Origin of the sequence: Acidovorax sp. JHL-3 (assembly GCF_000526295.1) — a bacterium.
GTDB lineage: Bacteria > Pseudomonadota > Gammaproteobacteria > Burkholderiales > Burkholderiaceae_C > Acidovorax > Acidovorax defluvii.
Window position 1 is genome coordinate 2,551,560 of sequence record NZ_JAFU01000001.1, and the last position, 11,583, is coordinate 2,563,142.

General features: G+C 61.9%; 11 protein-coding genes, 2 tRNA genes and 1 pseudogene. 10 read left to right on the forward strand and 4 right to left on the reverse strand.

Annotated elements, in window-relative coordinates; genetic code table 11:
* Window positions 1-33: 33 nt before the first annotated feature.
* The 9 genes and pseudogenes from hscA to K226_RS0112015 form a co-directional block, all read left to right on the forward strand.
* Window positions 34-1,887, forward strand: a pseudogene (gene hscA / locus K226_RS0111975) (Fe-S protein assembly chaperone HscA); the annotation flags it as partial.
* 125 nt (window positions 1,888-2,012) lie between these two features.
* Window positions 2,013-2,351 (forward strand): ISC system 2Fe-2S type ferredoxin, encoded by a 339-nt coding sequence (fdx, locus tag K226_RS0111980; RefSeq protein ID WP_024815039.1) that lies wholly within the window; start codon window positions 2,013-2,015, stop codon window positions 2,349-2,351.
* A gap of 72 nt (window positions 2,352-2,423) precedes the next feature.
* Complete coding sequence (dnaQ, locus tag K226_RS18945) at window positions 2,424-3,137, forward strand: DNA polymerase III subunit epsilon (RefSeq protein WP_035241781.1); 714 nt, start codon at window positions 2,424-2,426, stop codon at window positions 3,135-3,137.
* 37 nt (window positions 3,138-3,174) lie between these two features.
* Window positions 3,175-3,249 (forward strand) — tRNA-Val (locus K226_RS0111990).
* A 43-nt stretch (window positions 3,250-3,292) separates the two neighbouring features.
* Window positions 3,293-3,367, forward strand: a tRNA-Val gene (locus tag K226_RS0111995).
* 275 nt (window positions 3,368-3,642) lie between these two features.
* The gene (locus tag K226_RS0112000) at window positions 3,643-4,740 is read left to right on the forward strand and encodes an NAD(P)/FAD-dependent oxidoreductase (RefSeq protein WP_024815040.1); all 1,098 of its coding nucleotides are present in this window, start codon (window positions 3,643-3,645) and stop codon (window positions 4,738-4,740) included.
* A 141-nt stretch (window positions 4,741-4,881) separates the two neighbouring features.
* Complete coding sequence (locus K226_RS0112005) at window positions 4,882-5,184, forward strand: YqjD family protein (protein WP_024815041.1); 303 nt, start codon at window positions 4,882-4,884, stop codon at window positions 5,182-5,184.
* Between the two features lie 39 nt (window positions 5,185-5,223).
* A complete protein-coding gene (locus K226_RS0112010; protein ID WP_024815042.1) occupies window positions 5,224-5,619 on the forward strand; it encodes a phage holin family protein in 396 nt (131 codons plus the stop codon).
* Window positions 5,616-5,924 carry a hypothetical protein gene (locus K226_RS0112015; protein WP_024815043.1) on the forward strand — a complete coding sequence of 103 codons (309 nt, stop codon included), beginning with the start codon at window positions 5,616-5,618 and terminating at the stop codon, window positions 5,922-5,924. Before K226_RS0112010 ends, K226_RS0112015 begins: the two co-directional genes overlap by 4 nt.
* A 63-nt stretch (window positions 5,925-5,987) precedes the next feature.
* On the opposite strand, the gene K226_RS0112020 is transcribed toward K226_RS0112015, so the two are convergent.
* Complete coding sequence (locus K226_RS0112020) at window positions 5,988-7,070, reverse strand: quinone-dependent dihydroorotate dehydrogenase (RefSeq protein ID WP_024815044.1); 1,083 nt, start codon at window positions 7,068-7,070, stop codon at window positions 5,988-5,990.
* Window positions 7,071-7,108: 38 nt separating this feature from the next.
* Between K226_RS0112020 and rpiA the strand changes: the two genes are divergently transcribed.
* Entirely contained in the window at window positions 7,109-7,801 is a 693-nt protein-coding gene (gene rpiA / locus K226_RS0112025) for a ribose-5-phosphate isomerase RpiA (RefSeq protein WP_024815045.1), read from the forward strand.
* A gap of 46 nt (window positions 7,802-7,847) precedes the next feature.
* On the opposite strand, the gene K226_RS0112030 is transcribed toward rpiA, so the two are convergent.
* From K226_RS0112030 to folD, 3 genes are all read right to left on the reverse strand, one after another.
* Complete coding sequence (locus tag K226_RS0112030; RefSeq protein ID WP_024815046.1) at window positions 7,848-8,489, reverse strand: glutaredoxin family protein; 642 nt, start codon at window positions 8,487-8,489, stop codon at window positions 7,848-7,850.
* A 54-nt stretch (window positions 8,490-8,543) separates the two neighbouring features.
* Complete coding sequence (locus K226_RS0112035; RefSeq protein ID WP_024815047.1) at window positions 8,544-10,577, reverse strand: M3 family metallopeptidase; 2,034 nt, start codon at window positions 10,575-10,577, stop codon at window positions 8,544-8,546.
* An 88-nt stretch (window positions 10,578-10,665) separates the two neighbouring features.
* The gene (folD, locus tag K226_RS0112040) at window positions 10,666-11,532 is read right to left on the reverse strand and encodes a bifunctional methylenetetrahydrofolate dehydrogenase/methenyltetrahydrofolate cyclohydrolase FolD (RefSeq protein ID WP_024815048.1); all 867 of its coding nucleotides are present in this window, start codon (window positions 11,530-11,532) and stop codon (window positions 10,666-10,668) included.
* Between the last annotated feature and the right edge of the window lie 51 nt (window positions 11,533-11,583).

The following is an 11,583-nucleotide window of genomic DNA, read 5'->3' on the forward strand; positions in this document are numbered from 1 at the left end:
CGCGGGCTTCATTACGCAGAATACAGAATTTCCATGGCGCTTTTGCAGATTTCCGAACCCGGGCAATCCCCGGATCCGCACCAGCGGCGCATCGCGGTTGGCATTGATTTGGGCACCACGCATTCACTGGTGGCCGCCGTGCGCAACGGCGTGGCCGAGTGCCTGCCCGATGGCGAAGGGCGTGTGCTATTGCCGTCGGTGGTGCGTTACCTAGAGCAGGGTGGGCGGCAGATTGGCTACGACGCGGTGGCGGCACAGTCCAGTGATGCCCGCAACACTATTGCCTCGGCCAAGCGCTTCATGGGCCGCGGCCTGCAGGACGTGGCGCAGGCAGAAGAACTGCCCTACGAATTCGTCCAGAACCCTGACAACAACGCTGGTGGCATGGTCAGTGTGGTGACGGCGGATGGCATCAAGTCACCGGTCGAAATCAGCGCCGAGATATTGGCCACGCTGCGTTACCGCGCCGAAGACACCTTCAATGACGATCTGTACGGTGCGGTCATTACTGTGCCGGCTTATTTCGATGACGCCCAGCGCCAGGCCACCAAGGATGCGGCCAAGCTGGCGGGAATCCATCTGCTGCGCCTGATCAATGAGCCCACTGCGGCGGCCATTGCTTATGGCCTTGATAACGCCAGCGAAGGCGTCTATGCCGTTTACGACCTGGGCGGTGGAACCTTCGACATTTCGGTTTTGCGTCTGACGCAAGGCGTTTTTGAAGTGATCGCTACGGGTGGCGATTCTGCTTTGGGCGGCGACGACTATGACGCGGCGCTTGCCAACTGGGTGCTTCAGCAGCAGGGTCTGACCGCCGACACCCCCGACGACAAGGCCGCCATCCGCATGGCAGCCAGAGCCTGCAAAGAGGCATTGACAGCTACTGAAATGGTAGCGCTTACCGCTGATCTGACGGGCGGAAGAGTGCATTTTGATGTAAGAAAATCAGATTTTGAAGCGGTTACCGCCGAGTTGACCGCGCGGTCCATGGCCGCTGTGCGCCGAGTGATGCGCGATGCCAAGCTTGCGCGCGATGACGTGCAGGGCGTAGTCATGGTGGGCGGCTCCACCCGCATGCCCCAGGTGCAGCGCGCGGCAGCCGAGTTTTTTGGCAAGGAGCCCCTGACCAATCTCAACCCGGATGAGGTGGTTGCACTGGGAGCCGCCATTCAGGCCAACCAGCTGGCGGGCAACAACACGGCGGGAGATTTGTTACTGCTCGACGTGATTCCCCTCTCGCTGGGTATTGAGACCATGGGTGGCTTGGTAGAGCGCATCGTGGCCCGCAATGAAACCATTCCCACCGCCAAGGCGCAGGATTTCACCACCTACAAGGACGGCCAGACGGCACTGGCCATCCATGTGGTGCAGGGTGAGCGCGATCTGGTGCAGGATTGCCGCAGCCTTGCGCGGTTTGAATTGCGTGGCATCCCGCCCATGGCGGCAGGCGCGGCCCGTATCCGCGTTACCTTCACGGTCGATGCCGATGGCCTTTTGAGCGTGAATGCCAGAGAGCAGGGCAGTGGTGTAGAGGCCCGGATTGATGTGAAGCCTTCCTACGGCCTGTCGGACGACCAGATCGCCCGGATGCTGCAGGATGGTTTTGCCACCGCAGCGCAGGACATGCACGCACGGGCCGTGGTGGAGGCGCGCGTGGATGCCGATCGCATGCTGATTGCCACCCAGAGCGCCCTTGACTCCGATGGCGACGTGTTGTCTGCGTCAGAGCGCGCCGATATCGATGCCTTGATGGCGGCTTTGGCCACGCAGCGCGATTGCGACGATGCTGCCGTCATTGAAGCAGCCACCCAGGCCCTTGCCAAGGGCACAGAAGCCTTTGCCGCGCAGCGCATGAACCGCGGCATTCGGCAGGCCCTGGCCGGAAAAAAACGTACAAACCCTTTAACCCACCATGGTCTGCATCAACGCAGGTGTCCAGTCGCTGATTTTGGCGAAGTATCCCGTGGGGATGCGGCACCGGTTGTGCAAGACCTGTCTATAAAAGCGACGCCATGCCCGTCATCAAGATACTGCCCCATCCTGAATATTGCCCCTCTGGCGCCGAGATCAATGCACCTGCGGGCACGTCCATCTGCGAAGCGCTGCTGGAAAACCACATCAACATCGAGCATGCCTGCGACATGAGCTGTGCGTGCACCACCTGCCACGTCATTGTGCGCGCGGGCATCGACTCGCTCAACGAGGCTGAGGAAGAAGAAGAGGATTTGCTCGACCGCGCCTGGGGGCTGGAACCCCAGTCGCGCCTCTCGTGCCAGGCGATCATCGCGCAGAAAGACTTGGTGGTGGAGATTCCCAAATATTCCATCAACCATGCCAAGGAAAACCACTGAAATGCACCGTGCTCATTGGCAGCGCCGCATGAATGCCCAGCGCCGCGCAGCGCGCGCACCTCGGGAGGCCTGATGTCACGCCAGATAGTTCTCGATACGGAAACCACCGGTCTGTCCGCCGAAGGGGGCGACCGCATCATTGAAATTGGCTGCGTGGAGCTCGTGGCACGCAAGCTCACGGGCAACAACAAGCATTTTTACCTGAACCCTGAGCGCGACAGCCACGAGGACGCGCTAAGGGTGCACGGCATCAGCAACGAGTTCCTGAAGGACAAGCCCAAGTTTGCAGCCGTGGCGGACGAGTTGCTTGATTATCTGCAGGGCGCCGAGATCATCATCCACAACGCGGCGTTTGACGTGAGCTTCCTGAACAAGGAGCTGGAACTGGTGGGGCGCCCCGCGTTTCGCAGCTTTGTGGACAGCATTACCGACACCCTGGCCATGGCCAAGGAACTCTATCCCGGCAAGCGCAATTCGCTTGACGCGTTGTGTGACCGCTTGGGCGTGGACAACTCCAGTCGCACGCTGCACGGCGCCTTGCTCGATGCCGAGCTGCTTGCCGACGTGTACATCAACCTCACGCGGGGCCAGGATGCACTCTTGATCATCGACGATGCGCAGGAAGGCGGCGGTTGTGCCGATTTTGTTCCGATCGACCTGCGCAGCTTCACCCTGGCCGTGATCCAGGCCAGCGAGCAGGAAGCCCAGGCCCACAGTGAAGTCTTGACACAGATCGACAAGGCCAGTGGTGGCAAAACAATTTGGCGATCCGCTCAGACAGTCTGAAAAGCTGTGCCATAATTGAAGGCTGTCACAGCGACAAGGGTGATTAGCTCAGCGGTAGAGCACTGCCTTCACACGGCAGGGGTCACATGTTCGATCCATGTATCACCCACCAAGTCTGTTGACAGCATCGCAATTCCTGTAATGGGGTGTGCGACGGGTGATTAGCTCAGCGGTAGAGCACTGCCTTCACACGGCAGGGGTCACATGTTCGATCCATGTATCACCCACCAGTTTTTCGAATGAAATCAAGGGCTTGGCAGAAATGTCAGGCCCTTTTTCTTTGGCTCGTCCCCATCGGGCACACAGACAATATCTTGACCGGCTTCGGTGCACATGCGCATTCAGGCAATGCCGGTGCTGGCTGTGGTGGCCTGCGCCAACCCGCTGCGTGCGAGCTTTCGATGTTGCAGCCGTTGGGGGTGACAATTTTGGGGAGTCGCTTTTCAAAAGCGCCCTGCGCCAGCCTTTAAAGTAGGCTGCTTGTCTTGAACAAAGGACCACAAAGATGACAGACCAGGTCGATTGCGTAGTGGTGGGGGCGGGCGTTGTGGGCCTTGCCGTGGCCCGCACGCTGGCGCTGCAAGGGCGGGAGGTGATGGTGCTGGAGGCGGCGGACGCCATTGGCACGGGCACCAGTTCGCGCAACAGCGAAGTCATTCATGCCGGGTTGTATTACCCCACGGGCTCGCTCAAGGCTCGCCTGTGCGTTCAGGGCCGTGATCTTTTGTACGCCTATTGCGCCGCCCACGGCGTGCCGCATCGCCGTTGCGGCAAGCTGCTGGTGGCCACTTCGACGGAGCAGCTGGAAGGCCTTCGGTCGATTCAGGCGCGTGCCGTTGCAAACGGTGTTCTGGACCTGCAGTGGCTCGAACGCGATGTCGCCCGGGCGCTGGAGCCTGCCCTTGAATGCGTGGCGGCCCTGCATTCGCCCAGCACGGGGATCGTGGACAGCCATGCGCTCATGCTTGCACTGCAAGGCGATCTGGAGCATGCCGGGGGGCTTGTGGCATTAAATTCGCCTCTAGCCCTTGCCAAGTGTGCGCAAGATGCTATTTTTCTAGAAGCTAAGGATGGCACGCGGCTGCAAGCCCGCACGGTGGTCAATGCCGCGGGGTTGCATGCGCCGTCCCTGGCCCGGCAGTTCTCCGGGCTCGACGCACGCCATGTTCCTGCAGCGCACTTCGCCAAGGGCGGTTACTTCACGCTGACTGGAAAGGCCCCCTTTAGCCACCTGATCTACCCGGTGCCAGAGGCGGCAGGCCTGGGGGTACACCTGACGCTGGATCTGGGTGGGCAGGCCAAGTTCGGTCCGGATGTGCAATGGGTGGATTCGGCCGATGACCTGCTGGTCGACCCGGCGCGGGGTGACGCCTTTTACGCCGAAGTACGCAAATACTGGCCTGACTTGCGCGACGGAGCGCTGGCGCCGGGCTATGCCGGTATCCGCCCCAAGATTCATGGCGCCAGTGCGCCCGCGGCGGACTTTCTGATCCAGGGGCCGCGAGACCATGGCGTGCCAGGGCTGGTGAATCTTTTTGGCATCGAGTCTCCGGGCCTCACCAGCGCACTGGCCATCGCTGACCATGTGCGTCACTTGGTTTGACCTGCGTTAAGGTTTTGTCTGTTGGTAACGTTTTGCGACCAAGCGATATGAAAGGTTTTTGGGCATGTCGCTAAGATGGTCCTTATGCCGGCGCAACATCTGTGCTGCATGGCTGCTCACTTATTGCAATGAAAGGGATGTATGACTGCTTCTGACACCACCACCACCCAGGGCGAACTCGAAAAACTGGTTTCCGATCTGCGCGGCTTGTTGGCCAGCAGGGATCTGGACGCCTTTCCCGAGATCAAGGTGCTTCGCCAGCGTCTGGATGACGGCATGCATTCGGTGCGTGAATCGGCAGTGCGCGCCGCACAGGAAGCTGCCCGCCAGGCCAAGGATGCGGCACTTGCTGCCGATCGTTATGCACATGATGAGCCTTGGCGCGTAGCCAGCGCAGCGCTGGCGGTAGGGGCTTTGGTAGGCTTTTTGCTTGCGCGCCGCTGATCGTTGTCAGGTCATCGCACCGTTGCAGGGAGGGTTTGTATGAACTGGCTTTCCTTGCTTGGGCTTGAAGCCTTTGTGGCGCGGTGGCGTGCGAATGTCATTGAAGGTGCCATAGCCGCTGAAGACCGGCTGGAACTGGCGCGCCTCGAGTGGCTCGACCAAAAGCAGCGCCTGCAACAACTGCTGGTGCTGTTGATTGCTGTAACCGGGCTTACTGTAGTGACCCTGGTGCTGGTGTCGATCGCCATACTGGTGCAGTTCTGGGACACGCCGCACCGCGTGATGGTCGCTTGGGTGGTCGCTGGCGTATGGCTGGTGGCCTGGTGCGCAGCCATCATCAAACTCGTTTCGGTGGCGCGCAGCACAGGCAGTGGCTTTGCCCTCACTCGGCGCGAATTGTCGCAAGACTGGCGTGATATCAAGGAGCGCTTGTGAGTTCTTCTGAACAGGCATTGCCTGTACACGCAACACAGGCACAACAACGGGTGCTGGAACGCATTGCCGTGCAGCGGGAGCGCTTGCGTGCGCGCCGCGCCGCCCGAATCCAGTCCCAGGCCCTGGCCGAGGTATCGGCGGGGGACGACGCAGATGCGCCGCTGCTGGCACGCGCAATTGCCTTTACCCGCCAACATCCTGCCGCCGTGGCCGCCCTGGCAGGCGTAGCGATTGCAGCCGGCCCACGCCGACTGATCCGGTGGGCGGGGGTCGTGTTACCTCTCGTGATGCGCCTGCGGCGCTGACCCAAAAGACGGAGCCAGTGATGGCTTCGTCTATCCGCATGATGCTGCTGGTCAAGCCGCCTGTCAGCCCATCGCCTTGATAGCGCGTGCTGCTTTCGAGACGAGCGAAGGGCCTTCGTAAATCAGGCCGGTGTAGATTTGAACCACATCTGCTCCCGCACGAATCTTGCTCAGTGCATCTTCTGCACTCATGATGCCGCCCACTCCGATGATCGGAAATCGGCTTCCCAGCGCTGAGCGAAGCTGCCGGATGACCTGGTTGCTGGATTCGAGCACTGGTGCACCGCTGAGCCCGCCCATTTCACTGGCATGGGGCATTCCTTTGACGGCTTCCCGACTGATTGTGGTGTTGGTTGCGACAACGCCATCCATGCCGTGGCGTTGAAGGGTGGCCGCAATCACCGACACCTGCGCTTCGTCAAGATCGGGGGCGATCTTGACGAAGATGGGAACCCAGCGGGGCTTTGTTGCGCCCCTGCCATCAGTCTGGCTGTATTGCTCGGTCAGGGCTTCACGGCGCTCGGCAATGGCGCCCAGCAGGCTGTCGAGTGCTGCGTCACTTTGCAGTGCGCGCAGGTTTTGCGTGTTCGGTGAACTGATATTCACCGTGACGTAGTCCGCGTGCGGATACACGCCCTCCAGACAGGTCAGGTAATCGCTGGTGGCGTTTTCGATGGGTGTGCTGGCGTTTTTTCCAATATTCAGGCCCAGCAGCATGGGGTGCTTGCGCGGGAGCGTGCGAAAGCGTGCCTGTTGCACGTTGCGGAGAAATGCGTCCAGGCCATCGTTGTTGAAGCCCAGACGGTTGATCAGTGCCCGTGCCTCGGGTAGGCGGAACATGCGCGGTTTGGGATTCCCCGGTTGTGCCTTGGGAGTGACGGTGCCTACCTCGACAAACCCGAAGCCCATCGCACCCAGTGCGTCGATGCAGCGGGCATTTTTGTCCAGGCCTGCAGCCAGGCCCACGCGGTTGGGAAAGGTCAGTCCGGCCAGCTCGATGGGGTCATCCACCGTCTCATTGCACCAGGCCCACTGCAGCGGCGTGCGCTGTCCGCGCGCCAGCATGTCCATGGTGAGTTCGTGGGCAGCTTCGGCATCCATGCCAAAAAGAAGGGGGCGGGTGAGTGCGTAGGGGATCAGGGACATGGAGGGATAATTCGACAATTACCCTCTGATTCTCCCCCATGACGACTTCACACCCTCTGACCCAAGACGAACTCAAGGCCCTGGTAGGCCAGGCGGCCCTGCAATACGTGGTGCCTGGCGGCATTGTGGGCGTTGGAACGGGCTCCACGGTCAACAAATTCATCGATGCACTGGCCGGCATGAAGGACCAGATTCGGGGCGCGGTGTCCAGCTCGGTGGCCAGCACCGAGCGGCTCAAGGCGCTGGGAATCCCGGTGTTCGATGCCAACGAGGTGGAGTCGCTGGCGGTGTATATCGACGGTGCCGACGAGATCGACGGCCACGGCTATATGGTCAAGGGGGGGGGCGCTGCACTGACACGCGAAAAGATCGTGGCCGCCCTGGCCAGCCGCTTTGTCTGCATCGTCGATGAGTCCAAACTGGTGGCGGCCCTGGGCCGCTTTCCGTTGCCAGTCGAGGTGATTCCCATGGCGGCGCATCACATCACGCGGCGATTTGCCGCGCTGGGTGGCGCGGCGCGGGTGCGCATGAAAGATGGACAACCACTGCTCACGGACAACGGGCAGCAAATTCTGGATGTGACGGGCCTTACCATCGCCGACCCACTGGCGTTCGAATCTGAAGTGAATCAGTGGCCGGGGGTGGTGACGGTGGGAGTGTTTGCGCACCAGAAGGCATCGGCTTGCCTTCTGGGTACAGCGCAGGGTGTGGTGAAGACCTTCACCTACTGACGCACGAGCCCGCTTGGCCGGCACATGCCGGCTTCAGCAGCAGGGCTTAGAACCGGATACCTGCCGGATTGCTGGGCGTGGGCCCGTCTGTTGCAGGAGCGGGGCGCTGGCGCTCTGCAGGCGCCCTGTTTTCGGGTGCCGTGGGCGCCGCAGGTTGCGCGGCCTTGACGGCCACCAGCGGTGTGGCGGGCGGGCGGCGGTAGTTTGAGGGCAATTGCGATTGCTTGGGGTAGCCCGCAGCGTTCAGGTACTGGGTCCACTCGCTGTCGGAGAACCCGGCCAGTTGCTGGCCGCCAATCGTGCCGAACGGCAGGCCGTTGCCTCCGCTGAGCCGTTGCAGCGCATCAATGTCCTCATTGGTGGTGATCGTGCGCTCGGTAAAGGGAATACCGCGCCCCACCAGCAGATTGCGCGCGTTGTTGCATGGCGTGCAGTCAGTGCCCGTGTAAAGCGTGACCGGGAAACGCGTGGCGACTTGCTGCAGCTCATAGGGCAGGGCCGCACCGGTGGCACCCGTGCCCGACGTGGTGCTTTGAGCAGGCTTGGCGGCGGTGTCTGGTGCCCGGTCGGAGAAGGTTACTTTTCCATCGGGGCCGACAATCCGATACACGGCCTGGGCATGGGCGCCGACACCCGCCAGGGCCAACAGCAACGAGGCCAGCAACGGGGTACACAATGGCTTGCGCATGGGTCAATCTCCTGGTGAGTCAGAGTCGGTACAAAAGAATGATGGGCCGAGGGATTAGTCTGCCATGCCTTGGTGGCGGAGCAGGGCGTCCAGATTGGGCTCGCGCCCGCGGAATGCCTTGAAGGATTCCATGGCAGGGCGGCTGCCACCCACTTCCAGGATGGCTTCGCGGTAGCGGCGACCCGTTTCGGTGCTGGGTAAACCGTCGCTGAGGGCGGTTTCTTCAAAGGCCGCATAGGCATCGGCGCTCAGCACTTCTGCCCATTTGTAGCTGTAGTAGCCTGCGGCATAGCCGCCGGCAAAAATATGGCTGAAGGTGTGGGCCGTGCGGCTGAAGGAGGGCGGTGGCATCACCGACACTTCGCTGCGCACCTCGGCCAGCAAGGGCATGAAGTCCTGGGCAGGATCGTGGTCGGTGTGCAGCAGCATGTCGAACAGCGCAAACTCGATCTGGCGCAGGGTTGCCATACCGCTCTGAAAATTCTTGGCGGCGGTCATCTTGTCGAACAGCACGCGCGGCAGCGGCTCGCCAGTGTCAACGTGGGCGGTCATGTTGCGCAGCACGTCCCATTCCCAGCAGAAGTTCTCCATGAACTGGCTGGGCAACTCGACCGCATCCCACTCGACACCGCCAATGCCGGACACGTCGCGCTCGTTCACCTGCGTCAGCATGTGGTGCAAGCCGTGGCCGAACTCGTGAAACAGGGTGATCACGTCGTCGTGCGTGAGCAGCGGTGGCTTGCCGTCCACGCCATCGGCAAAATTGCACACCAGATGCGCCACGGGCGTCTGGAGCACGCCGGTGTCGGGCCGCAGCCAGCGTGTGCGCACGTCATCCATCCAGGCGCCACCGCGTTTGCCGGTGCGGGCGGGTTGGTCGAGATAGAACTGGCCCACCAGCTGCCCGTTGCGCTCGATGCGATAAAACTCTACGGCGGCGTTCCATACAGGGGCGCTGTCGCGGCGGATGCTGACCTCGAACAGTGTTTCGATGATCTTGAAAAGACCCGCCAACACCTTGGGTGCCGTGAAGAACTTTTTGACTTCCTGCTCGCTGAAGGCATAGCGCGCCTCCTTGAGCTTCTCGGCAAGATAGGGCCAGTCCCATGCCTGTGGATCCTGCAGGCCCAGCTGGCTGGCTGCGAAATCGCGCAGATCGGCCACGTCTTTTTCGGCGTAGGGACGGGCGCGGCGCGCCAGATCGCGCAGGAAGGTGACCACTTCTTCGGGCGACTGGGCCATCTTGGGCACTACAGACACCTGTCCGAAGTTGTCGTAACCAAGGAGCCGGGCTTCTTCGCGGCGCAGCACCAGGATTTCACCGATGAGCGCCGAGTTGTCAAAGCGCCGGGCGTCGCCTTCGGCCTGGTCAGAGGCACGCGTGACGTAGGCGCGGTACATGGTTTCGCGCAGTGCGCTGCGGGTGGCGAACTGCATCACCGGCAGATAGCAAGGCATCTTCAGCGTGAGCTTGTAGCCGCTTTTGCCTTCGGCCTGGGCAGCAGCCAGCGCCGTTTGCTGCACGTCAGCGGGCACACCATCCAGTTCTTCGGCCGTGGCGTAGTAGGCAAAGGCGTCAGTGGCGTCGAGCGCGTTTTCGCTGAATTTCTGGCTCAACTCGGCCTGCCGCTCCTGGATCTCGGCGAAACGCTCCTTGGCGGCCCCCGTGAGTTCGGCGCCGCTCAGGACGAAGTTGCGCACGGCGTTTTTGTGGGCCTGGCGCTGCTCAGGGGTCAGACTGGCAGGGTCGATGGCCTTGTACTTGGCGTACAGGCGCTCATCGGCTCCGAGGCGGGTCCAGAACTCGGTGACCCGGGGCAACGCCGCGTTGTAGGCGGCGCGCAACTCTGGGGTGTCGGCCACGCTGTTCAGATGACTGACGGCCCCCCAGGCCGTGCCCAGATGTTCTGTGGCGACATCCAGCACCTTTGCAATGGCGTCCCAGCGGGCCGGAAAATCGGCGGCCGTGACCGTTTCAAGGGCCGCGCTGGCCTTCTCCAGCAACGCGTCCATCGCAGGGGCAACGTCAGCGGGCGTGATCCGGTCAAACTGGGGAAGGTCGGAGAAGTCGAGGAGGGCGTTGCTCATGCGGTGGTAGATGGCGCCTGGGGGCGCGGGTTCAAGTTGCGAAACGGCGATAAGTGGGCGGCAATTGGCAATCAGCGCTCGACAGGTGTCATGCACCCGCAGCGCGCTCGGCGGCTTCAAGGGTGTTGACCAGCAGCATGGTAATGGTCATGGGCCCCACCCCTCCGGGGACAGGGGTGATCCAGCCGGCCACGTTTTTCACGCCCTCGAAATCCACATCACCGCACAGCTTGCCTTCGTCGTTGCGGTTCATGCCCACGTCGATCACCACGGCGCCGGGCTTGACCATGTCGGCAGTCAGCACGTTGCGCTTGCCCACGGCGGCGACGATCACATCGGCCTGCAGCGTCTGGGCCTTGAGGTCGGCTGTCCGCGAATGGCAGACGGTGACGGTGGCATCTTTTTGCAGCAGCATCAGCGCCATGGGCTTGCCCACGATGTTGCTGCGTCCAATGACCACCGCGTGCTTGCCCCGGAGGTCGTAGCCCTTGCCGTCATTGAGCGACTCCAGCATCTTCATGCAGCCATAGGGCGTGCAGGGCCAGAAACCGGGCATACCGGTCATCAGCGCCCCGGCGCTGGCGATGTGAAAACCGTCCACGTCCTTGGCGGGCGAGATGGCCTCGATGACTTTTTGCGCGTCGATGTGCTTGGGCAGGGGCAGCTGCACGAGGATGCCGTGGATGGCGGGGTCGTTGTTGAGTGCCTGCACGCGCGCCAGCAGCGCGGCTTCGGTCATGCCGGCTTCGTATTTTTCCAGCACCGAATGCAGGCCACTGTCTTCGCACGCCTTGACCTTGTTGCGCACATAAACCTGCGACGCCGGGTTGTCGCCGACCAGTACTACAGCGAGGCCGGGCGTGGTGCCCCGTGCTTTGAGGGCTGCAGCGCGCTGGGCGACTTCGGTGCGTAGTTGGCGGGACAGGGCGTTGCCGTCTATGAGTTGTGCGGTCATATCAAAAAATACAAGTCAAAATGGCCTGTAGCGCTTTATGGATAAGCGCTA

Coding starts and splice junctions, on each gene's coding strand:
- rpiA (WP_024815045.1), top strand. CDS start 7,109: ATGACGACTTCACACCCTCTGACCCAAGACGAACTCAAGGCCCTGGTA.
- K226_RS0112020 (WP_024815044.1), bottom strand. CDS start 7,070: ATGTCCCTGATCCCCTACGCACTCACCCGCCCCCTTCTTTTTGGCATG.
- fdx (WP_024815039.1), top strand. CDS start 2,013: ATGCCCGTCATCAAGATACTGCCCCATCCTGAATATTGCCCCTCTGGC.
- dnaQ (WP_035241781.1), top strand. CDS start 2,424: ATGTCACGCCAGATAGTTCTCGATACGGAAACCACCGGTCTGTCCGCC.
- K226_RS0112005 (WP_024815041.1), top strand. CDS start 4,882: ATGACTGCTTCTGACACCACCACCACCCAGGGCGAACTCGAAAAACTG.
- K226_RS0112035 (WP_024815047.1), bottom strand. CDS start 10,577: ATGAGCAACGCCCTCCTCGACTTCTCCGACCTTCCCCAGTTTGACCGG.
- K226_RS0112010 (WP_024815042.1), top strand. CDS start 5,224: ATGAACTGGCTTTCCTTGCTTGGGCTTGAAGCCTTTGTGGCGCGGTGG.
- K226_RS0112030 (WP_024815046.1), bottom strand. CDS start 8,489: ATGCGCAAGCCATTGTGTACCCCGTTGCTGGCCTCGTTGCTGTTGGCC.
- folD (WP_024815048.1), bottom strand. CDS start 11,532: ATGACCGCACAACTCATAGACGGCAACGCCCTGTCCCGCCAACTACGC.
- K226_RS0112000 (WP_024815040.1), top strand. CDS start 3,643: ATGACAGACCAGGTCGATTGCGTAGTGGTGGGGGCGGGCGTTGTGGGC.